This window comes from Pseudomonas syringae pv. tomato str. DC3000 (assembly GCF_000007805.1).
GTDB lineage: Bacteria > Pseudomonadota > Gammaproteobacteria > Pseudomonadales > Pseudomonadaceae > Aquipseudomonas > Aquipseudomonas avellanae.
The window spans coordinates 2,219,253-2,240,962 of the sequence record NC_004578.1 but is presented as its reverse complement, the minus strand read 5'-3'; the positions used below and the strand labels follow the sequence as shown (position 1 = coordinate 2,240,962).

The 21,710-nt window shown below is 59.2% G+C and carries 27 protein-coding genes; 10 read left to right on the top strand and 17 right to left on the bottom strand.

What is annotated here, in order from left to right; genetic code table 11:
• Nucleotides 1-11: 11 nt before the first annotated feature.
• The 6 genes from PSPTO_RS10665 to PSPTO_RS10640 all read right to left on the bottom strand — a co-directional run bounded on the left by PSPTO_RS10665 (nucleotide 12) and on the right by PSPTO_RS10640 (nucleotide 6,547).
• Complete coding sequence (locus tag PSPTO_RS10665; RefSeq protein WP_005617003.1) at nucleotides 12-1,421, bottom strand: circularly permuted type 2 ATP-grasp protein; 1,410 nt, start codon at nucleotides 1,419-1,421, stop codon at nucleotides 12-14.
• Between the two features lie 508 nt (nucleotides 1,422-1,929).
• Nucleotides 1,930-2,271: a ribonuclease E inhibitor RraB gene (locus tag PSPTO_RS10660; protein ID WP_005617305.1), complete on the bottom strand. Its 342-nt coding sequence runs from the start codon at nucleotides 2,269-2,271 to the stop codon at nucleotides 1,930-1,932.
• Between the two features lie 246 nt (nucleotides 2,272-2,517).
• Entirely contained in the window at nucleotides 2,518-2,754 is a 237-nt protein-coding gene (locus PSPTO_RS10655) for a hypothetical protein (protein WP_003378612.1), read from the bottom strand.
• 190 nt (nucleotides 2,755-2,944) lie between these two features.
• A complete protein-coding gene (locus tag PSPTO_RS10650) occupies nucleotides 2,945-5,032 on the bottom strand; it encodes an LTA synthase family protein (RefSeq protein ID WP_011103821.1) in 2,088 nt (695 codons plus the stop codon).
• A gap of 264 nt (nucleotides 5,033-5,296) precedes the next feature.
• Nucleotides 5,297-6,157: a polyamine aminopropyltransferase gene (gene speE / locus PSPTO_RS10645; protein ID WP_005766858.1), complete on the bottom strand. Its 861-nt coding sequence runs from the start codon at nucleotides 6,155-6,157 to the stop codon at nucleotides 5,297-5,299.
• A 198-nt stretch (nucleotides 6,158-6,355) separates the two neighbouring features.
• Complete coding sequence (locus PSPTO_RS10640; protein ID WP_002552853.1) at nucleotides 6,356-6,547, bottom strand: PLDc N-terminal domain-containing protein; 192 nt, start codon at nucleotides 6,545-6,547, stop codon at nucleotides 6,356-6,358.
• A gap of 154 nt (nucleotides 6,548-6,701) precedes the next feature.
• On the opposite strand from PSPTO_RS10640, the gene PSPTO_RS10635 reads away from it, so the two are divergent.
• Complete coding sequence (locus PSPTO_RS10635) at nucleotides 6,702-7,619, top strand: ZIP family metal transporter (RefSeq protein WP_007244314.1); 918 nt, start codon at nucleotides 6,702-6,704, stop codon at nucleotides 7,617-7,619.
• On the opposite strand, the gene PSPTO_RS10630 is transcribed toward PSPTO_RS10635, so the two are convergent.
• Together PSPTO_RS10630 and PSPTO_RS10625 are read right to left on the bottom strand one after the other, a co-directional pair.
• Complete coding sequence (locus PSPTO_RS10630) at nucleotides 7,616-8,134, bottom strand: hypothetical protein (protein ID WP_011103820.1); 519 nt, start codon at nucleotides 8,132-8,134, stop codon at nucleotides 7,616-7,618. The genes PSPTO_RS10635 and PSPTO_RS10630 overlap by 4 nt on opposite strands.
• A gap of 98 nt (nucleotides 8,135-8,232) precedes the next feature.
• Nucleotides 8,233-8,778, bottom strand: a complete 546-nt coding sequence (locus tag PSPTO_RS10625) for an ankyrin repeat domain-containing protein (protein WP_011103819.1) — start codon at nucleotides 8,776-8,778, stop codon at nucleotides 8,233-8,235.
• Between the two features lie 362 nt (nucleotides 8,779-9,140).
• On the opposite strand from PSPTO_RS10625, the gene PSPTO_RS10620 reads away from it, so the two are divergent.
• The gene (locus PSPTO_RS10620; protein WP_003315128.1) at nucleotides 9,141-9,419 is read left to right on the top strand and encodes a DUF3509 domain-containing protein; all 279 of its coding nucleotides are present in this window, start codon (nucleotides 9,141-9,143) and stop codon (nucleotides 9,417-9,419) included.
• A gap of 140 nt (nucleotides 9,420-9,559) precedes the next feature.
• Here the strand turns inward: PSPTO_RS10620 and PSPTO_RS10615 are convergent, their stop codons facing one another.
• The 6 genes from PSPTO_RS10615 to aroC all read right to left on the bottom strand — a co-directional run bounded on the left by PSPTO_RS10615 (nucleotide 9,560) and on the right by aroC (nucleotide 14,787).
• Complete coding sequence (locus PSPTO_RS10615) at nucleotides 9,560-10,282, bottom strand: helix-turn-helix transcriptional regulator (protein WP_003378621.1); 723 nt, start codon at nucleotides 10,280-10,282, stop codon at nucleotides 9,560-9,562.
• Between the two features lie 274 nt (nucleotides 10,283-10,556).
• A complete protein-coding gene (gene mtnC, locus PSPTO_RS10610) occupies nucleotides 10,557-11,240 on the bottom strand; it encodes an acireductone synthase (RefSeq protein WP_005766869.1) in 684 nt (227 codons plus the stop codon).
• A gap of 16 nt (nucleotides 11,241-11,256) precedes the next feature.
• Nucleotides 11,257-11,802 (bottom strand): 1,2-dihydroxy-3-keto-5-methylthiopentene dioxygenase, encoded by a 546-nt coding sequence (locus tag PSPTO_RS10605; RefSeq protein ID WP_011103818.1) that lies wholly within the window; start codon nucleotides 11,800-11,802, stop codon nucleotides 11,257-11,259.
• A gap of 81 nt (nucleotides 11,803-11,883) precedes the next feature.
• Complete coding sequence (locus tag PSPTO_RS10600; protein ID WP_005616977.1) at nucleotides 11,884-12,498, bottom strand: methylthioribulose 1-phosphate dehydratase; 615 nt, start codon at nucleotides 12,496-12,498, stop codon at nucleotides 11,884-11,886.
• Nucleotides 12,495-13,664: an MFS transporter gene (locus PSPTO_RS10595; protein WP_011103817.1), complete on the bottom strand. Its 1,170-nt coding sequence runs from the start codon at nucleotides 13,662-13,664 to the stop codon at nucleotides 12,495-12,497. Before PSPTO_RS10595 ends, PSPTO_RS10600 begins: the two co-directional genes overlap by 4 nt.
• Before the next feature lie 31 nt (nucleotides 13,665-13,695).
• Nucleotides 13,696-14,787 (bottom strand): chorismate synthase, encoded by a 1,092-nt coding sequence (gene aroC, locus PSPTO_RS10590; RefSeq protein WP_007244321.1) that lies wholly within the window; start codon nucleotides 14,785-14,787, stop codon nucleotides 13,696-13,698.
• A gap of 141 nt (nucleotides 14,788-14,928) precedes the next feature.
• On the opposite strand from aroC, the gene PSPTO_RS10585 reads away from it, so the two are divergent.
• On the top strand, nucleotides 14,929-15,960 hold the full coding sequence (locus PSPTO_RS10585) for an alpha/beta hydrolase (protein ID WP_011103816.1): 1,032 nt from the start codon (nucleotides 14,929-14,931) through the stop codon (nucleotides 15,958-15,960).
• Nucleotides 15,961-16,056: 96 nt separating this feature from the next.
• On the top strand, nucleotides 16,057-16,860 hold the full coding sequence (locus tag PSPTO_RS10580; RefSeq protein ID WP_011103815.1) for an N-acetyltransferase: 804 nt from the start codon (nucleotides 16,057-16,059) through the stop codon (nucleotides 16,858-16,860).
• A 79-nt stretch (nucleotides 16,861-16,939) separates the two neighbouring features.
• Here PSPTO_RS10580 and prmB read toward each other — a convergent pair whose 3' ends face one another.
• On the bottom strand, nucleotides 16,940-17,848 hold the full coding sequence (gene prmB, locus PSPTO_RS10575) for a 50S ribosomal protein L3 N(5)-glutamine methyltransferase (protein ID WP_011103814.1): 909 nt from the start codon (nucleotides 17,846-17,848) through the stop codon (nucleotides 16,940-16,942).
• A 261-nt stretch (nucleotides 17,849-18,109) separates the two neighbouring features.
• On the opposite strand from prmB, the gene PSPTO_RS10570 reads away from it, so the two are divergent.
• The 3 genes from PSPTO_RS10570 to PSPTO_RS10560 all read left to right on the top strand — a co-directional run bounded on the left by PSPTO_RS10570 (nucleotide 18,110) and on the right by PSPTO_RS10560 (nucleotide 19,798).
• Nucleotides 18,110-18,700: a cysteine hydrolase family protein gene (locus PSPTO_RS10570; protein ID WP_003378637.1), complete on the top strand. Its 591-nt coding sequence runs from the start codon at nucleotides 18,110-18,112 to the stop codon at nucleotides 18,698-18,700.
• A gap of 176 nt (nucleotides 18,701-18,876) precedes the next feature.
• Nucleotides 18,877-19,194, top strand: a complete 318-nt coding sequence (locus tag PSPTO_RS10565; protein WP_003378639.1) for a hypothetical protein — start codon at nucleotides 18,877-18,879, stop codon at nucleotides 19,192-19,194.
• 46 nt (nucleotides 19,195-19,240) lie between these two features.
• Nucleotides 19,241-19,798, top strand: a complete 558-nt coding sequence (locus PSPTO_RS10560) for a Smr/MutS family protein (protein ID WP_003378641.1) — start codon at nucleotides 19,241-19,243, stop codon at nucleotides 19,796-19,798.
• A 69-nt stretch (nucleotides 19,799-19,867) separates the two neighbouring features.
• On the opposite strand, the gene PSPTO_RS29885 is transcribed toward PSPTO_RS10560, so the two are convergent.
• Nucleotides 19,868-20,017: a hypothetical protein gene (locus PSPTO_RS29885; RefSeq protein WP_005766886.1), complete on the bottom strand. Its 150-nt coding sequence runs from the start codon at nucleotides 20,015-20,017 to the stop codon at nucleotides 19,868-19,870.
• On the opposite strand from PSPTO_RS29885, the gene PSPTO_RS30495 reads away from it, so the two are divergent.
• The 3 genes from PSPTO_RS30495 (at nucleotide 20,007) to PSPTO_RS10550 (ending at nucleotide 21,278) form a co-directional block, all read left to right on the top strand.
• Complete coding sequence (locus tag PSPTO_RS30495; RefSeq protein ID WP_010201283.1) at nucleotides 20,007-20,141, top strand: hypothetical protein; 135 nt, start codon at nucleotides 20,007-20,009, stop codon at nucleotides 20,139-20,141. The genes PSPTO_RS29885 and PSPTO_RS30495 overlap by 11 nt on opposite strands.
• A gap of 139 nt (nucleotides 20,142-20,280) precedes the next feature.
• Nucleotides 20,281-20,826: a GTP cyclohydrolase I FolE gene (gene folE / locus PSPTO_RS10555; RefSeq protein WP_005616969.1), complete on the top strand. Its 546-nt coding sequence runs from the start codon at nucleotides 20,281-20,283 to the stop codon at nucleotides 20,824-20,826.
• Between the two features lie 74 nt (nucleotides 20,827-20,900).
• The gene (locus PSPTO_RS10550) at nucleotides 20,901-21,278 is read left to right on the top strand and encodes a glutathione S-transferase N-terminal domain-containing protein (protein ID WP_007244324.1); all 378 of its coding nucleotides are present in this window, start codon (nucleotides 20,901-20,903) and stop codon (nucleotides 21,276-21,278) included.
• A 21-nt stretch (nucleotides 21,279-21,299) separates the two neighbouring features.
• Here PSPTO_RS10550 and PSPTO_RS10545 read toward each other — a convergent pair whose 3' ends face one another.
• Nucleotides 21,300-21,686 (bottom strand): lysozyme inhibitor LprI family protein, encoded by a 387-nt coding sequence (locus PSPTO_RS10545; RefSeq protein ID WP_011103812.1) that lies wholly within the window; start codon nucleotides 21,684-21,686, stop codon nucleotides 21,300-21,302.
• Nucleotides 21,687-21,710: the final 24 nt, after the last annotated feature.

Below are 21,710 nucleotides of genomic sequence, written 5' to 3'. Positions count from 1 at the left end.
GGCAGGCATCCTTAATCCTCGACCACCCAGGTGTCTTTGGTTCCGCCACCCTGAGACGAATTCACCACCAGTGAGCCTTCACGCAAGGCCACTCGGGTGAGCCCGCCAGGAACGACGCGGGTTTCGCGTCCTGACAGAACAAAGGGGCGTAAATCAATATGTCGCGGGGCGATACCGTTCTCGACAAACGTCGGACAGGTCGACAGGCACAATGTGGGTTGGGCGATGTACGCATGTGGCTTGGCTTTCAGCCGTGCGCGGAACGCTTCGATTTCAGCGGCGGTCGCTGCCGGGCCGACCAGCATGCCGTAGCCGCCGGAGCCCTGGGTTTCCTTGACGACCAGATCGCCGAGGTTGGCCAGCACATGGGACAGCTCTTCGGGCTTGCGGCACTGCCAGGTCGGCACGTTCTTGAGAATCGGCTCTTCGTCCAGGTAGAAACGAATCATGTCAGTGACATACGGGTAAACCGATTTGTCATCCGCAACGCCGGTGCCGATGGCATTGGCCAGCACCACATTGCCGGAGCGATAGGCCGCCAGCAGGCCAGGCACGCCCAGCATCGAATCAGGGTTGAACGCCAGCGGATCGAGAAACGCGTCGTCGAGGCGGCGGTAGATGACATCGACAGCCTTGGGGCCATCGGTGGTGCGCATGAACACACGGTCATCGCGGACAAACAGATCGGCACCTTCGACCAGCTCTACACCCATTTCGCGCGCCAGAAACGCGTGCTCGAAAAAGGCGCTGTTGAAACGCCCCGGCGTGAGGACCACGACGCTCGGGTTGTCCAGGTGGCTTGAACTCTTGAGCGTGTCGAGCAGCAGATTGGGGTAGTGATCGATCGGGGCAATGCGTTGTGCCGAGAACAGCTCGGGGAACAGACGCATCATCATCTTGCGGTCTTCGAGCATGTAGCTCACGCCACTCGGGGTGCGCAGGTTGTCTTCCAGCACGTAATACGTGCCATCACCGTCGCGAACCAGATCGACACCGGATACATGTGAATACAAATCGCGGTGCAGATTCAGGCCCTGCATCGCCAGTTGATATTGCTCGTTGGCAAGCACCTGTTCGGCAGGAATGATCCCGGCCTTGATGATGCGCTGATCGTGATAGAGATCGGCCAGAAACATGTTCAGCGCCTTGACGCGCTGAATGCAGCCACGCTCGACAATCCGCCACTCGCTGGCAGGAATGCTGCGCGGGATGGTGTCGAAAGGAATAAGCCGCTCGGTCCCCTGCTCATCGCCATACAGCGTGAACGTGATTCCCGCGCGGTGAAACAGCAGATCGGCTTCGCGCCTGCGTTGAGCCAAAAGCTCGGGAGGCGTGTCACCCAGCCAGCGGGCGAACTCCCGATAGTGCGGGCGAACTACACCGCCAGCGTCGTACATCTCGTCATAAAAGGTGCGGATCATGCCGTACTCCTTGTCACCATGGACACCAAGACCATCGCAAAGCCCGTGCCACCGGCATAAACGCTTCAATATCAGTAAGTTAGGTAAATACTCAACGCCCTGCGCACCATTCCTGTGCACTAAACGCCCAAGCCGATTCTTTTACGCTTCATTCGGAGGCGTCATTCAACCGTGAAATCTATGATCAGCATAGTCAGAGTTGATTTCCGCCAACGATATTAGTTCGCCATACTCACCAGCAACCGAGCAAACAGGGCACCAAACGCCGCTTTTTGCCTCACGCAGCATATTGCAGAACAGGCGACATTTGCCTGCCGAATTTAAACAGACTTCCCTTTGAGCCACTCGTTTGAGTGGCTTTTTTTTGACCACTGTTTATGACACTGCTCGTATTTCTGCGCGAAGACCGGGCCTGGCACATCAAACAGCGCGAGCAGAAACAAAACCGGCCGATCCGGAAAGTCATCCCGAATCAGCCGGCAGTGTGCTGCTTCCCGATCAGGCAACATCAAGCGTGCAGTCTTCTGATCTCCTGAGTGACACCCCAGCCTTCCACTTCTCCGTCCATGGGTGAAATCACCATCTGAAAGTCCTGTTCGAAATCACCGATACCGTCGTAAGTGGCATACATCACTTTGCTCAGTTGCAGGTGCCAGGCACCGTCATCACGTACGTTTATCTGGGTATTGAGGGATTCGCCGCGAAATTGCTCTGCAGCCTGCCGTGCCCGTTCCTCGTCCGGGAAAATGGCGTAGAACTCGATGGGATAGATTCGCGCGAAATCGAAACCGCCTTCTTTCATGCGGCGCAGTACATTACTGCTGATGTCCTCTTGATAGGCTGTGCTCATGAAACGTCCTCCTATGCAACGATAGATAGAGTTTCAACTCTTCCAGAGCGACCACCGGATCGGGGGCCACCGCACGACAGATAATCCGGCGTGGGGAATCAAGCATGTAGCTGACCAGACCGGGCCTGCGCGCAGGCCGGGAATCGAGAGGTCAGAGGCCGGGTGAATGGCCTTATCTGCAGAGTAGCCCTATCGCGGACCGGATGCCAAGTGATTGCCACGAAAAGGTTTTTGATCGATGAACGATCAGCTCATTTCTGTGATGGAAATGATCTGCACGCTGTTATGGTCTTTGAGTGTCTTCACGGTAGGCTCGTCGGTACGCCCGTCCAGATCGTTGAGGTCCAGCTCATCGGTGACCGGATACAGGTCCTTGCGCAGAAGACGTGCAACCTCCTCCTCGCTGGGACGCTCTGCAAAGCCGGCCTCAAGGCGCTGCTGCACACCATCCTTGTCAAGGTACAAAATGGCCCACTGTTTCATCAATGCCTCCAGAACGAAGCCAGGCACTCTGGCTTATGTGATAAGGACCTTTTGAGCCGCGCATTCGTTCCACCGGATTCGTGTCACGCGGCCAGCACTGGCGCATGAAAAAGGCCCTCGCAGCGGGTGCGGAGGGCCTTTGTCTGTTGCGTGATCCGACTCGCCGGTTATCCGGACGAGTCGGTCTTCATCAGTTGCGGTTCTTGCTGGCCTCGACACCGGCCGTGTTGTCCAGAAGGCTCTTTGTCGCCGTCTGCAGGAAGCTTTCGAGCTTGCGCTTGAGCTCCTGTGTGTCCGGCGCATCGGGCACTTCTTCGGCAGACGGTTTGGCACCCAGCGTATAGGTCAGCAGCTTGGCGGGCATCTCCGTCGGTTCGATGAGAATGCGGTTGCCACTGATGATGGCGACCACCTGCTCACTGCCCGACGGCTTGATCACACCAAAGCCCTTGTCGCCTTCCGGCAGGTTCAACAGGTCGCGTCCCCAGCACTGGTTGCGGTTCAGACCGCCCAGGCGGCCCATGATGGTGGGCACGACATCGACCTGCGTACCGACGATGCTGCTGCGCTGTCCGAACTTCTCCTGTACACCAGGACCGATCAGCAGCAACGGCACGTTGAAGCGCCCCAGGTCCATTTCGGTCAGTTGCTTGTTGTTGCCGAAGCCATGATCGCCCAACACCACAAACAGGGTGTTTTTGAAGTAAGGCTCTTTTTTGGCCTTCTCGAAGAACTGGCCCAGCGCCCAGTCGGCGTAACGCATTGCGGTCAAATGCTCATCCAGCGAACCGTGCCCTGTCACACGTTCGACCGGCAGAGGGTCCGGCAGTGCGTACGGTGTGTGGTTGGACAGGGTTTGCAGCAGCGCATAGAACGGCTTGCCGTCCTGCCGGGCTTTGAGTTCCTGCGCGCCACGGTCGAACATGTCCTGGTCGGAAACACCCCAGGTCGGGTCCGAGAACACCGGATTGACGAAGTCTTCGCGACCGACAAAGTTGGTCATGCCCTGGTTGCTGAAGAAACCCGACTGGTTGTCCCAGGCAAAGTTGCCGTTATAGACGTAGACGTCATCGTAGTTACGACCGGTGCTCAGCAGCTGTGGCAGGCCCGACAGCTTGTGGCTACCCTCCGGCGTCTGCATCAGGTATTCGAAACCCGGCAGGTTCGGGAAGCATGCCATGGTGGCAAACATGCCCTGGTGGGTGTGCGTGCCGTTGGAGAAGAAGTGGTCGAACAGCAGACCTTCTTTGGACAGCTTGTCGAAATACGGCGTGATGTTGGCATCGTTGCCCAGCGCACCGACCGAGTGGCCGGCGAAGCTTTCCATCAGGATCACGACCACGTTGCGAATCGGCAGCGTGTTTTCCACTGGCGGCGTGAAGTCACGGCGCACCGCAGCAATGTCAGACTCGACCAGCTTGTCGTGAGGCGTCAGCAGCATGTCGCGTACAGTCTGCTGCGCATCCGCCTGCGGCAGGGTGGCTTTCCAGATGTTGTCGCGATCTTCGGACATACGGCTCTTGGCCGCAGTGATCAGGGTCAACGTGCCATTGAGGCCCAACTGGTTGGCGAAATTGGAATCGGTGGTGTACGCATCACCCCAGCGCAGCGGCGGGCCCTGACGCAGGGTGCCACGGATGCACACGACCATGACCAGCAAGACCAGAACGAAAACACCAATGCGCAGGTACCACGGCGCAACGCTGCTGACATGGTGGGTGCCCGTGGTCGTAACGTGGCGGGGCCGTGTAAGGCGGTCGATGCCCTTGAACACCAGGCTCAACAGCCAGGTCACAATGGCCCAGGCGAGCAGGTAACGCACCACCGGAAAGCCGTACCAGAGCATGCTCAGAACGGTCTTCGGGTCTTCCTTGACGTACTGGAACACCAGACCGTTAAGGCGCTGGTGGAACTCACGGTAGAAGTCCATTTCCATCAGGCCGAAGAACAGCGTGATGCTGCCGACCAGCGTCAGCCAGAACCGGAAGAACCCGCGCGCCGCCATGGCCCGGGCGCTGAACAGCGACAGCACCAGCGGAATGAGCAGGTACACGGTCAGGCGCAGGTCGAAACGCGTGCCATTGAACAGCGCTTCGAGGAAGGTCGAGGCTGGCGTATCGCCAATCATCTCGCGGTTGTAGACCAGCAGACCGATACGCAACAGGGTGTACATCACCATCAGAGCGAAACCGCTGAGCAGGATGTAAGCCAGATGCGATTTGACAGTCGGGTTTTGCAGGCGGGCTTGCCGATGAAGCTGGGCGTCCGTTTTGGCCATGGTTGTCAGGATCCGGTGGATTCAGAAAATAGGTTCGAGAGTGCAGCACCGCCCTGTTCTCGGAGCGGGCGGCGTGCAGCAGGGCGCAGATATTACTTGATTGCGGGTCGCCTTGGGGCCAGGTCGCCGGTGAAGGTGCACGCCTGTTCAGTTTCGCGCGCAATTCTGGGACAGCAATTGTGAAATTTCTGTCGCCCGCCACGCGCCTCAAAGCGCGTGTGGCAACGTTTCAGGCCATCAGGCCTGAAACGTCTCGACTGTCTGTCAGTCGTTACTGGCCTTGTTCACAGCGTGCAGCACGTACTGTGGCAAGGCGAATGCGCCGATGTGAACTTCCGGATTGTAATAGCGCGTAACAATACCGCTGCCCGAGAAGCGCTGACGCAGAGTTTCCAGCGGCAGTTTGCGATAGCTCTTGTCGGTAGCGCCCCACGCGAAGGTCATTGCCCCGCCGATGTAGGTCGGGATGGCCGCCTGATAGAAATGCCAATCGGCAAACAGACCGTTCATGCGCCCGGCCGTGGTTTGCACGCCGCTCAACTGCATGAAAGGCGTGCCGTTCTGGGTGACCAGAATGCCGCCCTCGTTCAGGCAGCGATGGCAGGCCTGATAGAAGTTTTCCGAGAACAGCACTTCACCTGGACCGATCGGGTCGGTGGAATCGGAAATGATCACGTCGAATTTTTCTTCGGTGGTCGCTACAAAGCGCATGCCATCGTCGATGACCAGGTTCAGACGCGAATCATCAAAAGCGCCACTGGAGTGATTGGGCAGGAACTCCTTGCACATCTCGACTACCGTGGCGTCGATCTCGACCATGGTGATGTGCTCGACGGTCAGGTGCTTGGCGACTTCGCGCAGCATACCGCCATCGCCGCCGCCAATGATCAGTACGCGTTTGGCAGCGCCATGGGCCAGAATCGGCACGTGAGTGAGCATTTCGTGATAGATGAACTCATCCGCTTCGGTGGTCTGGATCACGCCATCCAGCGCCATGACCCGGCCCATGCGCGGGTTCTGGAAAATAACCAGGTGCTGATGCTCGGTGCGTACTTCGTGCAGCATTTTTTCCATACGAAAGCGCTGGCCGTAGCCTTCGTACAACGTTTCCTGATAATCGCTCATGGGTAAGCTCCCGCTGGGTACTGATGACAGGACGGCCGACCGCCCACAACAAAGGCGCGCATTCTACGTCGAGGAACATGACAGGTCGAACCTCTCTGCAGCCAACCGCCCTCGTCCATGTGGCAAACGCCCTGCCCCGAAAACAAAAAACGCCTGATTACCCAAGTAATCAAGCGTTCGGGGCAGCCTGGTAACGTATCAGATACGCACGTTGCCACGCGGTCCGAGGATCGCCCAGATGATCAGGCCAACGACCGGCAACAGCACGATCAGCAACACCCAGAGAATTTTCTTGCCGGTCTCTGCGCCGCTTTTCAAGACGTTGATGATGGCCCAGATATCGAGCGCGAGAATAATCAGGCCGACAAGGCCGTTGAAGCTGGAACCCATGATATTACCCCTGGAATGAATGCTTACCTTGCTAGGATAGTTGCGCCGTTCGGGGGTTCCGTTGAACCAACCTTATATTCTCGGGCTCCCAATCGGGGTCATTTTGCATTTTTACTCGCCATCGCATTAAACCATCACACAGGTGAACCCCTTCATGCCAGCACCCGCACACCCCCGAATGACCTGGTCCAGCCATTTTCAGGCCAGCCCACTGGTGAGTCTGGGCTTCGCGCTAGCCTTGCTGATCGTCGTCGGCCTTGGCGGCGTCAGCCTTTACAACGCGTTTTATGGCGCCAGCCAGGTCAATTTCAATCACGCATTGCTGGGCGGCACCGCGGGCTTTCTGGCCACGGCGCTGGGTGCGGTGCTGGCGGTTGCACTGCGCGAGGTGTCACAACGCGCACAGGACATCATGCTCGGCTTTGCGGCAGGCATGATGCTGGCTGCCAGCTCGTTCTCGCTGATTTTGCCTGGCCTTGCGGCCGCCCGTGACATTACCGACAGCGGCCCCTGGGCGGCTGCCACAGTGGTGGCCGGGCTTGGGCTGGGCGTATTGTTGATGCTGGGCCTGGACAAATTCACCCCGCATGAGCACGAAAGCGTCGGCCGTCAGGGACCGCACTCGGAGCGCATCAATCGGGTCTGGTTATTTGTACTGGCGATCACCCTGCACAACCTGCCGGAAGGCATGGCGATTGGCGTAAGCTTTGCCAGCGGTGACATGAATGTCGGCTTGCCGCTGACCACCGCTATCGCCATTCAGGACATCCCCGAAGGCCTGGCCATTGCGCTGGCGCTGCGCTCCACAGGCCTGTCGGCGTTCAAAGCCATGCTGGTGGCAATCGGTTCAGGCCTGATGGAGCCACTGGGCGCGCTGGTAGGGCTGGGCATTTCCAGCGGGTTTGCCATCGCCTACCCGTTGAGCATGGGGCTGGCTGCTGGCGCGATGATCTTCGTGGTGTCCCATGAAGTCATCCCGGAGACCCATCGCAACGGCCATCAGACCTCGGCAACGCTGGGCCTGATGGGCGGTTTCGCCGTCATGATGTTTCTCGACACCGCACTGGGTTAACCGCGCAAGGCCTGCAACGCCGGCGCGGCATATATGCCCGCCGATGCGGCCAGTTCGATGACCCGCGCCTCGTCACAACCGTAAACCAGCACCGCCTGCAATTCATCATCCAGCGGCTGGCTGAAATTCATCAGCACGTAGCCACCCATTTCCTTGTTCATGCTGCTCAACTGGATCTGGATGCGATTGACGGCGACCAGAGGCTCGACCTTGGCCAGTTGTTTGGGCTTGATGTTGAACGTCACTTCCTTGCCGAACGACTGAACGATCTGCTCGAACAGGTCCATGTAGCTGTCAGCCTGAAACAGCACGGTCTCCGGCAGGCTGCCAACCACCACCCACTCGCCCAGCGGGATCGGGAAGCTGTCGTCATAATTGATGTCCGGGTTGGCAGCCAGAAACGCCTGCGGGTCGGCATAGGCCTGCGCGGCGTCATCAGCGATCTGCACGATTTCGTCTTCGCCCATGCAGCCGGAGCTGATTTTGCTGATTAATTCGACCAGTGAGTCTTTCATGGGGGCGATCCTGCGGCAGGCAAAAAAAGAGGCGCGAAGGATAGCGGTAAATCCCTCGCGCCTCTATGTGTTAATGCCTGATGCATTAATGCCTGGCTTCAGGCCCGGGCAGCCTGCACGCCCAGCCTGGTCAGTTGCTCGGCCGTCACGGTTGCGCCCATTGCCTGCGCCGCGCCCAACGCGGTAATGCCCTTGGCATCGCAGGCATGCGGGTCCGCTCCCTGGCCGATCAGGTAATCGACTATCTCATTGCGGTTGAACATGGCAGCCATCATCAAGGCGGTGCGACCGTCAGCCGCCGCGCCTTCCACGTTGGCGCCCGCCTCTACCAGCAATTTGACTACCGCCATGTCGCCCTTGAAGGCGGCACCTGCAATCGGGCTCTGGCCATTGTCATTGCGGATTTCAGGATCAGCCTTGTGGTTCAGCAGCACGCGTACCGCGTCCTGATGGCCGTGGTAGCTGGCCAGCATCAGCAGCGTGTCACCCTTGTGATTACGCAAATCCGCTGGCAAGCCCTTTTCCAGCAGACGCTCCAGCATCACGACGTTGCCCTGGCGAGCGACGTCGAATACCTGTTCGGCGAACTCTGCGGCCTCGTCTTCGGTCATGGTTTTCGACTGGCTGATAGCTGAATCGGTCATTGATCACTCCTTGGCAAACGGTGCCACGGGAATCCCGGTTGTCCCGGTGGCGGTCAATACACTGACCGCAACGCTTGCCAGCTGTTCGATCAACCTTGAGCAATGCAGCCGATAGCGATTCTGGTCGGCCGAGCTCAGGGTGACGCGTTGCCATGCCCGATCGTTATGCCCGATGTCGATCGTGCAAGAAACGGCAAAATGCAGGGTGCACGATGGTCGTTCATGCAAAATGCACGAGACACAAAATTGGACTATCTTTCAAGTCATTGATTTTAAAGGAATAATTTTAGTGCAAATACTGGCACAGACACTGCAATAGTACTTCCAAGCTTGTTATCCCATGAGCAATGGAGCCGCCAGACATGACCTTTATTCAAGAAAAATTCGCTTCCGTATTCTCCGACTACACCGTGACTACCCAGCCACGTCCTGATGGCGGTGTCCTGTTGTCACTGCGTACTCAAGATGGCAAACAGATACGTCGCTCCGTGTCTTATGCTCAGTTGCACACTCCGGTTCAGCTGGAATGGGTCATCAGCGCAATTCGCCGTGACCTGGCTGCACAAGCCAGCGAACTGCCTGCGATCTCGATGCTGCAAAGTCAGCACCGCTTCGATCTGCCGACTTACCACACCCGTTAATCGTTCTGCCGCCCTCACGGGCGGCTTGTTTACGCTGTTGTACGCTCTCTCATCCCTTGTTTGCCGCGATTACACCTTGTTTTCGCGGCTTTTTTTTGCGCTTTTTTTACCAGTACTCGCTTGGCTCGCTCGTTAGCCCGTTACCTGATAAGGCCGCGGCACAGGGCTTCGCCTACCGCCTGCGCCCTGTTGGCGACGCCGAGCTTTGAGTAGATGGTCTTGAGGTGGTACTTCACCGTCGACTCGGAGACATCGCGAATTATCGATATCTCCCAAGCGGTTTTTCCATCCCTCGCCCACTGCAGCACTTCAAGTTCACGGAGCGTCAGGCCGCGAGAAGAGAACTTCAGCCCGCGCGCCACACTGTGCAACACAGGCATGAGACTGCTGACCAGGTATTTTTGTTCAGCGGAAATCGTCCGTTCCACTTCGCTCAGCGTACAGACCGACGTCACGCTTTCTGTGCCACGGCAATGGCTGGTGTAGCCGTAGGAAATGGCCGGGAGCAGTTCGCAGGCATCGACCGCCTCTTCGTAACAGGCTGACGCCGGGTATTGTTTGAACGCATCCTGCCAGTTCAAAAAGCCCAGTTGGTTGCGATAACAGCGGATGACCGGGTCCTGCGTGATCAATTCATGCTGCCGATACGCCTGACCCCACGCATCGTCAACATTGGAGGTGATGAACGTCAGCAGCATCGGGCCTTTAAACTGATAGAACATGGCCCGCTCACTGTCGCATTCGCGTCGCAGCCACTGGAGGGCTTTTTCGATGGCGGTCTGGCCATCGAGCTCAGTAATTGTGCTCACCATCTGCTGTATCAATAGATCCTTGGTTGCGCTTTCTGTCATGGCACTGCACATCGCTGCCGCTCCTTCTGTTCACGTGAATGTGCCCGTGAATGCGTCCGTGAATCGGTACAGTTGTTGCCCGTGATTCAGGGGACGCGCAGAAGTTACACGAATAATTGCGTTGAAAAACAACGACTAAACCAAAACAGAATCAACGCACTTTCAGGCAGGCAACGTCCCACTCGAAAGCAGGACGCTGCCTACAGAAAATAAAACCCAGGCGTGATGACAGGCAAAATTGCGCACCGCGGCATCAGGACGATGCCGCGCAGAACAGGCAGGTTTTCTAGAAAGAAGCGGGATCGATGAGCGTAAAACTGTTCACATGCCGGTGTCCCGCGAGCACTCCGCCATCACGCGCCAGGCCGCACGTGAGCATGCCGGCAGCTTTTGCGGCGTCGAGTTCTTCGACAATATCCGAGAGAAACAGAATCTCTTCGGCGGCAAAGCCTGTGGCGTTGGCGATTGTCTGGTAAGACTGCGCCTCGCGCTTGGGCCCCGACGTGGTGTCGAAGTAGCCGCTGAACAGACCGGAAAGATCGCCCGCTTCCGAGCAGCCGAAAATCAGTTGCTGGGCCTGAATCGAACCCGACGAATACACGAAAAGTCTGTAGCCCTGCTGGTGCCAGTGTTGCAGTGCGTCAACGGCGTCGGGATAGACATGCCCCTTGAGCTGCCCGGCGTTATAACCCTGCTCCCAGACCATGCCCTGCAATGCCTTGAGCGGCGTGGCCTTGCGGTCTTCGGCAATCCACTCAAGCAGAATCGCGATCACCCGCTCGACATCGGCATCCGGCTCGGCGCTCTGCGTGCGCACCGCCTGCAACTGCGCCGCCACCTGAGGCTGCTCGGCATGTTGACGAACAAAATCGGGCAGGTGCGCTCTGGCGAACGGAAACAATACGTCGAACACGAAGCTTACGGCACTGGTAGTGCCTTCGATGTCCGTGAGAATGGCTTTGATGGGCATCAGTGTCGGGCTCCTGTCAGTCTTCCAGCCGCGGGAAACGGCCGGCAATGTCTTCACCGGTAAAGTTTGCGACCCAGCCGTCAGGGTTGTTGAACAGGCGAATAGCGACAAAATGCGGGTTTTCGCCCATGTCGAACCAGTGCCGAGTACCGGCGGGTACGGAAATCAGGTCGTTTTTTTCGCACAGCACGGCATACACGTAATCGTCGATGTGCAGCGTGAACAAACCGCGCCCGGCGACGAAAAAGCGCACTTCGTCTTCGCCGTGGCGGTGTTCTTCAAGAAACCTGGCACGCAGTTCGGCTTTCTGCGGGTGATCGCTGTTGAGGCTGATGACGTCCACGGTGACGTAGCCGTGCCGGGTCATCAGCGTGTCGATCTGGGTGCGGTAGGCGTTGATCACCTCTTCCTGACTGGCGCCGGGGGTGATCGGCGTCGCGGCTTCCCAGCGGTCAAACGCCACGCCGTGTTCGGCCAGCGTCGAGGCGATGTCTTCCAGGTGGGTCAGCACCTTGTTGGGAATATCCGGGCTTGAAACGTGATAAACGGACAGGCTGCTCATGGCATGGATCCTCGGTTTGGGGCAACGCCTTCCGGCTTTTACAGGCCGGTCAGGCTGACAGACGGGTTTAATGGGCGATCGTTAACGGTTCATGACCGTACGCATCTTCAGCTCGCACTCGAACAGAAACTCGAACGCTTCGATCTGGCGCAGTGCGTCGCTCATTCTTGCGCCCCAGGTGTAGAGCCCGTGGCCGCGAATCAGGTAGCCGGCGCACTCGGGATGAGCGTCCAGCCAAGGCTGCACGTTTGCGGCAAGCCGGGCGATGTCCTGATCATTGTCGAAAATCGGCACGACAACCTGCGACTCGTGGGTCAGCACGCCGTTGAAGGCTTTTTGCAGCTCGTAGTCCTCGAACACCAGATGGTCTGAGGCCGTCAGCCTGGACAGCACCGTCGCATTCACCGAGTGGGTGTGCAGCACTGCGCCGACCTGCGGCCTGCACAGGTAAAGCTGGGTGTGCAGCAAGGTTTCCGCAGACGGCTTTTTGCCGGGCTCCAGGCTGTTGCCAGCGAGGTCTGTCGCCAGCACATCATCCGGCCCCAGCTGGCCTTTGTGCTTGCCGGACACGGTCAGCAACGCCTCGCTGGCCGACAGGCGCACGGAGTAATTGCTGCTGGTGGCAGGCGACCAGCCACGACCATACAGGAACCGCCCTGCTTCGATGATCTCCTGACTCAGTTGTTCGCGGCTCATACGCCTTCCTCTTTTCTGGATGTGACAATCATGACGGCTGCAGCAAAGGCCGCAAGGCTGGCGATAGCAAATGTCCAGGCCGGCCCCAGCGCGTTCCAGCTGTAGCCCGAGTACAAGGCACCCAACGCGCCGCCCACACCGGACAAGGCGGCATACAGCGCCTGCCCCTGACCTTGCTGACGCGGGCCGAAGCTACGTTGCACGAAATGGATGGCAGCGGCGTGAAAGCTGCCGAAGGTGGCGGCGTGCATCACCTGCGCAATCAACAGCGCAGGCAGGTGCTCGGCGAACATGCCGAGCAACAGCCAGCGTAATGCGGCGAGCAGGAAACTGGCGAACAGGACCTGGCGCACGGAAAACCTATGGAGGATGCGGCTCATGGCCATGAACATCAGCACTTCAGCCACCACGCCGACTGCCCACAGCATGCCGATCAGGCCGCGGCTGTAACCAAGCGCCTCCAGGTGCAAGGTCAGAAAGGTGTAATACGGGCCGTGGCTGAGCAGCATCAGCGCAACACTGATGTAGAACACCCACACACCCGGCCGCATCAGTTGCTTGAGAAAGCCGCCCGCCTGCGCCTCTGCCTGCGGGGTCGAAGTCAGCGGTTGCGCATTGGGCACCCACCAGCTGCTGACTGCGATGCCGGCCATGATCGCCAGCAAGATATAGGGAAACAGGTCCAGGCTGAACCATTCAAACACCCGTCCCAGCACCACGACCGCCAGAATGAAGCCGATCGAGCCCCATAGCCTGATCTGGCTGTAGCGCGAGGTCTGGCCTTGCAGGTGCGCGAGGGTGATGACTTCAAACTGCGGGAGGATGGCGTGCCAGAAGAATGCATACAGCGCCATGACCATCGCCAGCCAGGCATAGCTTTTATCGATCAGAATCAGCGAGAACGCCAGCAGCGTGCAGAGCGCACCAAAGCGCACAATCAACAACCGCCGCCCGGTGTGGTCACCCAGCCAGCCCCAGATATTGGGCGCGACACAGCGCATCAGCATGGGGATAGCGACAAGTTCGCCGATTCGGGCACTGGCAAAACCCAGGTGATGCAGGTAAAGCGCCATGAAGGGCGCCGCCGAGCCGAGCAAGGCGAAATAACACACATAGAACCCGGACAGCCGCCAATACGGCAACTGCCCGTCGGGCGTTGGCGTCACGCTGGCAGACCGCAACCTGTGACAACGCTCATTACAGCTGGGCCAGCACAGGTGTGGCGACGCTGACATCGGCGTTTTGCCCGCGATGACGCAGCAGGTGATCCAGCAGCACGATGGCCATCATCGCTTCGGCGATCGGCGTGGCACGAATGCCGACACACGGGTCATGTCGCCCTTTGGTGATCACGTCGGCAGCGTTGCCATCGACATCGATCGAGCGCCCCGGCGTCGTGATGCTCGACGTCGGCTTGAGCGCCAGGTGCGCAATGATCGGCTGGCCGGAGGAGATACCGCCGAGAATGCCGCCCGCCTGATTGGACAGAAAACCCTGCGGTGTCATCTCGTCGCGATGCTCGGTGCCGCGCTGCGCGACGCAGTCGAAACCGGCACCGATTTCCACGCCCTTGACCGCATTGATGCTCATCAGCGCGTGGGCCAGCTCGGCGTCCAGGCGATCGAAGATCGGCTCGCCAAGGCCGGGCATGACACCTTCAGCCACCACCGTGATTTTCGCGCCGACCGAGTCCTGATCGCGACGCAGCTGGTCCATGTAGGCTTCCAGTTCTGGCACCTTGTCGGGGTCTGGGCAGAAAAAAGCGTTGTCCTCAACCGAATCCCAGGTCTTGAACGGGATCTGGATCGGGCCGAGCTGGCTCATGTAACCGCGAATCACAATGCCTTGGGTCGCCAGGTACTTCTTGGCGATGGCCCCGGCCGCCACGCGCATGGCGGTTTCCCGCGCCGAGCTGCGACCCCCACCGCGGTAGTCGCGAATGCCGTATTTGTGGTGGTAGGTGTAATCGGCATGGGCCGGCCGAAACAGGTCCTTGATGGCCGAGTAGTCCTTGGACTTCTGGTCGGTGTTACGGATCAGCAAGCCAATCGATGCACCGGTGGTCTTGCCCTCGAAGACGCCCGAGAGGATCTCGACCTCATCGGCTTCCTGACGCTGCGTGGTATGGCGGCTAGTACCCGGCTTGCGCCGGTCCAGATCACGCTGCAGGTCTTGCAGGTCCAGCTCCAGGCCCGGCGGGCAGCCGTCGACGATAGCGACCAGCGCCGGGCCGTGGCTTTCGCCGGCGGTGGTGACAGTGAACAGCTTGCCGAAAGTGTTGCCGGACATGCGGGCGCTCCGAAAAATCAGCTAAAAAACCAGATCATTAAACCAAGCGCGCCAGTATACGCAGGCTCGCGGTTCAGTTCATCCTCGAACCTTCTGTCACCGCGTGCGTCCAAGCGAGACTCCCCCCATGATGGCCTTGCGATGTTATCCGGTAATTCCCTGCTTCGAGTTCCAAACGCGCTGCGCCTGTTGGTCCTGCCGGTCACCCTGATCCCGGTACTGCTGCTGAGCCTGATCGCCGGCACAGCCAGCGCGGCGGCGCCCAGCGTGGTGCAGCGCCCCATCAGCGTGGATACCGAAAACGGCAAGCTGTACGGCACTCTACTGCTGCCTCGCTCCGACAAACCTGTGCCGGTGGTGCTGATCATCGCAGGCTCCGGCCCCACCGATCGCAACGGCAACAACCCGGAGGGCGGGCGCAACGACAGCATGAAACGCTTGGCGGTCATCCTGGCCAGCAACAATATTGCCAGCGTGCGCTACGACAAACGCGGCGTGGCAGCCAGCAAGGCGGTCACGCCGGACGAACGCAACCTGAGCGTCGAGCGCTACGTTGCCGACGTTCAGTTGTGGGTCAGAGCCATCAGGGCCAACCCGCGCCTGGGCCAACTGATTCTGCTGGGCCACAGCGAAGGAGCGCTGGTGGCGAGCCTTGCGGCGGAAAAGGCAGAGGCTGCGGCAGTGATTTCCGTCGCAGGCACCGGACGACCAGTCGCCCAGGTGCTGCACGAGCAGTTTCAGGAGCGCCTGCGGCCAGAACTGTTGCAGCGCAGTGACCAATTACTTGAAGAACTCAAGGCCGGCAAGACCGACGACAAAGTGCCGGCCGAGCTGGAAGTGGTGTTCCGCCCCAGTGTTCAGCCGTACCTGATCTCGCTGTTCCGCCAAGACCCGGCCAAAGCATTCGGTGCGCTGCGCATGCCGGCGCTGATCGTGCAGGGGCGTAACGATATTCAGGTGGGCGTGGGCGATGCCCTGCTGTTGCAAAAAGCCCGACCGGATGCAGAGCTGGCGCTGATCGACGGGATGAACCACGTGTTGCGCATCGTGCCGGACAACCTGCAGCAACAACTCTTGTCCTACCGCAATCCGACCCAGCCACTGGCCAGCGAAATGACCAAGCAGGTACTGCGTTTCATAAAGGCGCTGCCAGACACCGAGAAAAAGATCTGAAAGCAGACGTCGCAAGCCCTTCAGTCTCGGTCACTTTGGCCGATAGCGGTGTTCCAGCCTTGTGTTTCAGCGCAAGACTCAGGAAAGGACACCCTAATGACTGACGCGAATCTCATGACTGAAACCATTACAGAACCCACCAATGCAGAGGCTGAAGCCCCGGCAACGCCGCAGCCGTGGGAAGACGTTCTGCCCGAAAACTTTCAGATGTTGCGTCTGTCACCACTGCCCACCGACCGCGCCACGGGTGGACGCCCTCTGCGCTTCGTGCAGTTCGGCCGTGCCGAGCGCCACAGCAAGGAAACAAGCCTGCTGCGCATCAACGTCCAGTTGCCCGGTCAGCGGGTCCGCAAGGAACAGAACAACCTGGACGTCTGGGCAGACCATGAAAAGCGCACCGTGCGGTTCGGCCCTGAGTCAGGCTTGCAGATCGAGCCGTGGAACCGCGGCATTGGCCGTTTCATGATCGCCCACGCCGTGCATTGGGCGCAGAAGAGATGGTCTTCCTACAAGATCGAAGGCGTGGCGCTGGCAAGCAAGGACGGTCTGAACGAGGACACTCGCCTGCGCCGCGATCATTTTCTGCGCAGCCTGGGTTTTGAAGTGGCTTACGCCGACGCGCAGCACATGAAAGGCAGCATCAAGGATGTGCATGTCGGCAACCTGCACAGCACCTGGAACAACGACAAGGTACAGATCATCGAGATTCTCGAAGCATCACAGATGCTGGAAAAAGCCGAGAAAAACATGATTGAGCAGGAAGTGACCATTCGCCAGCACGAAGACCGGGTCAGCAAGTACAAGCGTGAAGACACCGGCCTGCGCTTCACGATTGCCTGTCTGGTGACCTTCGCAGTGTTTCAGGCAGGACTGCTGATCTGGATCGCGACCCACCGTTAGGCTCTGTACGAAAAGTCGGCGAGCGAAGGTCAGGCAAGGCAAAAACCGGGGCTTTTACAGGCCCCGTATCCATCCAGCCTCACACCCGCGACTGAAACAGCGCCTGATGGTTGCGGCATTGTTCCTCAGTAAGCATGAACACGCCGTGACCGCCGCGCTTGAAGTCCAGCCAGGCGAAATCGACTTCCGGGTACAGCGCCTGCACGTGCACCTGGCTATTACCGACTTCGACGATCAGCAGCCCCTTCTCGTTCAGGTGGTCAGCCGCCTGGGCAAGCATGCGACGCACCAGACTCAGACCGTCACTGCCACAGGCCAGCGCCAGTTCCGGCTCGTGCTGATACTCGTCCGGCATGTCGGCAAAGTCTTCGGCATCCACGTAGGGCGGGTTAGAGACGATCAGGTCGAAGCGCTGGCCCGGCAGACCGTCAAAGCCATCGCCCTGAACGGTGTAGACTCGATCATCCATGCCGTGGCGCTCGATATTCAGGCTTGCCACTTCCAGCGCATCGTAGGACAGGTCCGCCAGGGCGACTTCGGCGTCAGGGAATTCATCGGCGCAGGCGATGCCGATACAGCCGGAACCCGTGCACAGGTCCAGGATGCGTGCCGGCTCACTCGCCAGCCAAGGTGCGAAACGCTCTTCGATCAGTTCGGCAATCGGTGAGCGCGGTATCAGCACGCGGTCGTCGACAATGAACGACATACCACAGAACCAGGCTTCGCCCAGCAGATAGGGGGTTGGCACGCGGTCGTCGATGCGGCGTTTGATCAGGCGTTGCAGTTCGGATATCTCGTCGACTTCCAGACGGCAGTCAAGGTAGCTGTCAGCGATTTCCCAAGGCAGGTGCAGTGCGCCCAGCACCAGTTGCCGTGCTTCGTCCCACGCATTGTCAGTGCCATGACCAAAAAACACGTCTTCCTCGTGAAAGCGGCTGACGGCCCAACGTATATGGTCGCGCACGGTACGCAAACGGGAAGTGATCATGAACAACTCCTTGAAAAGGCGACGAGCTGCTGTGAGGCCAGCTACGGTGAAAAGCCTGGTGACGAACAACGCTGCCTGTTCGTACCCGATAAGCCTGGAAGTTTCCACGATTCGCGCACAGCCATCAAGGCAAACCGCCAGCTACCGAGCCCGTCACCTGCCCTGCAGACCATAAAAACCGGGGCCTGTGATGGTAGCCATTCCCAGAACGCCTCAGCCAGAGGACAATGTCGCAAAAGCCCCACACCAAGGAGCCCGTGAATGTCCGATTTAAAGACCATGTTCCAACTCAGCGGCCGGGTGCATGCGCCCGCCAACCTGAGCAACGCGACGCTGATTATCATCGACGCCCAGAAAGAATACCTCAGCGGCCCGCTGGCCCTGACCGGCGTCGACGAAGCGCTGGCCAACATCGGCCAACTGGTCGCCAAGGCACGCGCGGTCAAATGCCCGATTGTTCACGTCCGCCACCTGGGCACCGTGGGCGGCCTGTTCGATCCACAAGGCGAACGCGGGCAACTGGTCCCGGAACTGCTGCCGCAAGGCGACGAACATCTGGTCGAGAAACGCCTGCCCAACGCCTTTAACGGCACAGGCCTGCACGAACTGCTGCAAAGCCTCGGGCATCTGGATCTGGTCGTGTGCGGGTTCATGAGCCATTCGAGCATCAGCACCACGGTTCGCGCGACCAAGGACTACGGTTATCGCTGCACACTGGTCGACGATGCCTGCGCAACCCGCGATCTGCCGAGCCCGCACGGGGTTGTCAGCGCGCAGGTGGTGCACAGAACCGAAATGGCGATCATGGCCGACAACTTCGCCACACTTGCGCTGACCAAAGACCTGATCTGACGCCGCCATCCGAGGGGTTATGTGGCCGCGCTCACCTGACCGCCCATCCCTTGGTGCCACGGTTTATACCGGGGACGGGAACCACCTTCCTTTCTTCAAGTCAGAGCGCCGACACCCATTGAGCCGACACCCATTGAGCCGACACCCATTGAGCCGACACCTGCTGAGGAAAAGGCATGAAAACATCAGATGGTTTCGATGCACGTCGCCTGCGCCCCAAGGGCCAGGGCAACTGGCCTAAACGCATCGGCATACTGATCGCGCTGCTGCTGGCAGTGTCGGGTGCATTACTGACGGTCGCTGGCGTTTCCAGCCTGGTCGGTCATCCACAGATGCTCGGCGAGCTGAACGCAAGCCCCGGCGGCGCTGCGTTTGTTGCCGTCAGCGGATTGCTGGTGTTTTACCTGGGCGTCTGGCTATGGCGTCGTTGCCGCCGTCAGCGCAGCGCCAGCGGCTTGAGCATCTCTGCCCATCTGATGAAAAAACACAACTGACCCGCTCACTTGAGCGGTTAGACTAGCCTCCTTCGCGGAGGCCCTCATGCAAGACGACGATTTTTCCCTGTTCAGAAGCGAGACGCGCGGCGTAAAGCCGCTCAAGCATGAACACGCCGATGTCGGCAAACCCAAAGCTGATCGAAAAATGCTGGCGCGCCTGCGCCAGTCGGCAACCGTGCGTACCGATTCGGTCATCGTCGACGGTCTTTCGGATCAGTTCGTGATCGATGTCGGCCCGGAAGATGTCCTGAGCTGGTCGCGTGACGGCGTGCAGGAAGGCCAGATGCGCAAGCTCAAGCTCGGCCAGATCAGCTTCGAGGGCGGCCTGGACCTGCACGGCATGACCGTGGAAGTCGCTCGCGAAACGTTATGGGAGTTTCTCGCCGAAGCTACCCGGCTGGAAATACGCTGCGTGCGTGTGACACACGGCAAGGCGGTGCGCCTGGACGGCAAACGTCCGATGATCAAGAGCCACGTCAACACCTGGCTGCGTCAGCATCCGCAGGTGTTGGGCTTTTGCTCGTGCCTGGCCAAACATGGCGGCGCGGGCGCGGTTTATGTGGTGCTCAAACGCACCATGATGGAAGGACGTGACGAGTAACCCCCGGTCGCGTCTTCACAACGCCTGCGCAGCACGGGCAGCATGCAGTTGCCCGCCCCTGCCATTGAGTTAGCGCTCGCCGCCACCCGGACCAAAACCCGGGCCGCCACCGCCGCCACCCTGGTGATGCCCACCGCCGCCACCACCTGGGCCGCCCCCACCCGGACCGGGCCAGAACGGCCAGCAGCCGGAAACCGACGACAGTACGATGGCGAACATCGCTATTCTTGCTACTCGACTCAACATCCGGATTCACTCTCTCGACAGGCAATTGATTAATGACCTGCCACTCAGACAGTGCGGCGTCGAGGAAGTGGGTAGCGATCTGGTCGCCAACCTGTAAGCGGCGCGATACAAAGCGCATCCTGCCCGGTTGATTTGCAGCACTGCCGTGCACCCGCCCCAGTGCGTAAGTTACTATGTGCGTCTCGGCGAAGGGCTCACCCTCGCACCTATCGAAACCCACACGGAAACACAGTCCTGTGACACTGGAACAGAATTACACCGCCATACTCGGGCAACTGGGCGAGGACGTCTCGCGTGAAGGTTTGCTGGACACCCCCAAGCGCGCGGCCAAGGCCATGCAATACCTGTGTCGCGGTTATGCGCAGACGCTTGAAGAAGTCACCAACGGTGCGCTGTTCAGTTCCGATGCCAGTGAAATGGTGATGGTCAAGGACATTGAGCTGTATTCGCTGTGCGAGCACCATCTGTTGCCGTTTATTGGTAAGGCCCACGTGGCCTACATTCCGAATGGCAAGGTGCTGGGTCTGTCGAAGGTCGCGCGGATCGTCGATATGTATGCCCGTCGCCTGCAGATTCAGGAAAACCTCAGCCGGCAGATCGCTGAAGCCATTCAGCAGGTTACCGGTGCTCAGGGCGTTGCGGTGGTGATTGAAGCCAAGCACATGTGCATGATGATGCGCGGCGTCGAGAAGCAGAATTCGGCCATGATCACCTCGGTGATGCTCGGCGAATTCCGTGAAAACGCCGCCACGCGCAGCGAGTTTCTCAGCCTGATCAAGTGACCCGTCCAGCCTGCGTTCGCGTGCTCTGACGCACGCTGAGCGCCCGGCTGGTCTTCTCCCTGCACGCAAGAGGTATGACCGTGTTCATGAAAGCGTTAAGAGTCGGCCTTGGCCAACTCGTTATCGGCATCGACTTTTTGACCCGCCCGAGCAAGAAAAAGCGTGATCCCAAGGCTCAGGCCGCTGTTGCTGAAGCGGCTCGGAACCTGACGCTTTATCAATTTCATGCCTGCCCGTTCTGCGTAAAGACCCGACGCACCCTGCATCGCCTCAACGTTCCTGTCGCACTGCGCGATGCGAAGAACAATGAGCTTGATCGCCAGACGCTGCTCAACGAAGGCGGCAAGATCAAAGTGCCTTGCCTGCGCATCGAAGAAGGCGGAAAAACGGTCTGGATGTACGAGTCCAAAGTGATCATCGATTACCTGGACCAACGCTTCGGCGCGATCTGAACACAGCGTGCCCGCCCTCCTTCAGCGCGGGCAACCTTCATCGCGGCAGGCCACATAGCTTTTCAGTTGCTTGAGCCGCACACTGGTTTGCTCGGCCAGGCATTGCGACTGCACCAAAGGCCAGATCGAGCCTGAATCCTCAGGCTTGCCCGCCTGATACAGACAATCGGCATCACGCAGGGCTATCCACTTCTGCTGCGCGTCTTTGAGCGCCTGCTTTTTTGCCGGCGTCTGGAGCCAGGCCATCTGCGCCTTGTATTGCTTGTTAAGGTCGGCATCCAGCGCTGCCAGTTTGTTGGCCGCACACGTGTTCATGCTCGCCTGATTGGCGTCGCAATTCTCGGCCTGCGCCGAACAGCCGATACCCAGCGCGATGAACGCAGCCAGAAGGGTCATTGAAATACGCATAAATGTCCTTGGTGTCGGTTTTCA

What these genes read in the sequence shown, in the direction of transcription:
- PSPTO_RS10665 (WP_005617003.1), bottom strand. Translation starts at nt 1,421, where the DNA reads ATGATCCGCACCTTTTATGACGAGATGTACGACGCTGGCGGTGTAGTT.
- PSPTO_RS10660 (WP_005617305.1), bottom strand. Translation starts at nt 2,271, where the DNA reads ATGAGCACAGCCTATCAAGAGGACATCAGCAGTAATGTACTGCGCCGC.
- PSPTO_RS10655 (WP_003378612.1), bottom strand. Translation starts at nt 2,754, where the DNA reads ATGAAACAGTGGGCCATTTTGTACCTTGACAAGGATGGTGTGCAGCAG.
- PSPTO_RS10650 (WP_011103821.1), bottom strand. Translation starts at nt 5,032, where the DNA reads ATGGCCAAAACGGACGCCCAGCTTCATCGGCAAGCCCGCCTGCAAAAC.
- speE (WP_005766858.1), bottom strand. Translation starts at nt 6,157, where the DNA reads ATGAGCGATTATCAGGAAACGTTGTACGAAGGCTACGGCCAGCGCTTT.
- PSPTO_RS10640 (WP_002552853.1), bottom strand. Translation starts at nt 6,547, where the DNA reads ATGGGTTCCAGCTTCAACGGCCTTGTCGGCCTGATTATTCTCGCGCTC.
- PSPTO_RS10635 (WP_007244314.1), top strand. Translation starts at nt 6,702, where the DNA reads ATGCCAGCACCCGCACACCCCCGAATGACCTGGTCCAGCCATTTTCAG.
- PSPTO_RS10630 (WP_011103820.1), bottom strand. Translation starts at nt 8,134, where the DNA reads ATGAAAGACTCACTGGTCGAATTAATCAGCAAAATCAGCTCCGGCTGC.
- PSPTO_RS10625 (WP_011103819.1), bottom strand. Translation starts at nt 8,778, where the DNA reads ATGACCGATTCAGCTATCAGCCAGTCGAAAACCATGACCGAAGACGAG.
- PSPTO_RS10620 (WP_003315128.1), top strand. Translation starts at nt 9,141, where the DNA reads ATGACCTTTATTCAAGAAAAATTCGCTTCCGTATTCTCCGACTACACC.
- PSPTO_RS10615 (WP_003378621.1), bottom strand. Translation starts at nt 10,282, where the DNA reads ATGTGCAGTGCCATGACAGAAAGCGCAACCAAGGATCTATTGATACAG.
- mtnC (WP_005766869.1), bottom strand. Translation starts at nt 11,240, where the DNA reads ATGCCCATCAAAGCCATTCTCACGGACATCGAAGGCACTACCAGTGCC.
- PSPTO_RS10605 (WP_011103818.1), bottom strand. Translation starts at nt 11,802, where the DNA reads ATGAGCAGCCTGTCCGTTTATCACGTTTCAAGCCCGGATATTCCCAAC.
- PSPTO_RS10600 (WP_005616977.1), bottom strand. Translation starts at nt 12,498, where the DNA reads ATGAGCCGCGAACAACTGAGTCAGGAGATCATCGAAGCAGGGCGGTTC.
- aroC (WP_007244321.1), bottom strand. Translation starts at nt 14,787, where the DNA reads ATGTCCGGCAACACTTTCGGCAAGCTGTTCACTGTCACCACCGCCGGC.
- PSPTO_RS10585 (WP_011103816.1), top strand. Translation starts at nt 14,929, where the DNA reads ATGTTATCCGGTAATTCCCTGCTTCGAGTTCCAAACGCGCTGCGCCTG.
- PSPTO_RS10580 (WP_011103815.1), top strand. Translation starts at nt 16,057, where the DNA reads ATGACTGACGCGAATCTCATGACTGAAACCATTACAGAACCCACCAAT.
- prmB (WP_011103814.1), bottom strand. Translation starts at nt 17,848, where the DNA reads ATGATCACTTCCCGTTTGCGTACCGTGCGCGACCATATACGTTGGGCC.
- PSPTO_RS10570 (WP_003378637.1), top strand. Translation starts at nt 18,110, where the DNA reads ATGTCCGATTTAAAGACCATGTTCCAACTCAGCGGCCGGGTGCATGCG.
- PSPTO_RS10565 (WP_003378639.1), top strand. Translation starts at nt 18,877, where the DNA reads ATGAAAACATCAGATGGTTTCGATGCACGTCGCCTGCGCCCCAAGGGC.
- PSPTO_RS10560 (WP_003378641.1), top strand. Translation starts at nt 19,241, where the DNA reads ATGCAAGACGACGATTTTTCCCTGTTCAGAAGCGAGACGCGCGGCGTA.
- PSPTO_RS30495 (WP_010201283.1), top strand. Translation starts at nt 20,007, where the DNA reads ATGGCGAACATCGCTATTCTTGCTACTCGACTCAACATCCGGATTCAC.
- PSPTO_RS29885 (WP_005766886.1), bottom strand. Translation starts at nt 20,017, where the DNA reads ATGTTCGCCATCGTACTGTCGTCGGTTTCCGGCTGCTGGCCGTTCTGG.
- PSPTO_RS10550 (WP_007244324.1), top strand. Translation starts at nt 20,901, where the DNA reads ATGACCGTGTTCATGAAAGCGTTAAGAGTCGGCCTTGGCCAACTCGTT.
- PSPTO_RS10545 (WP_011103812.1), bottom strand. Translation starts at nt 21,686, where the DNA reads ATGCGTATTTCAATGACCCTTCTGGCTGCGTTCATCGCGCTGGGTATC.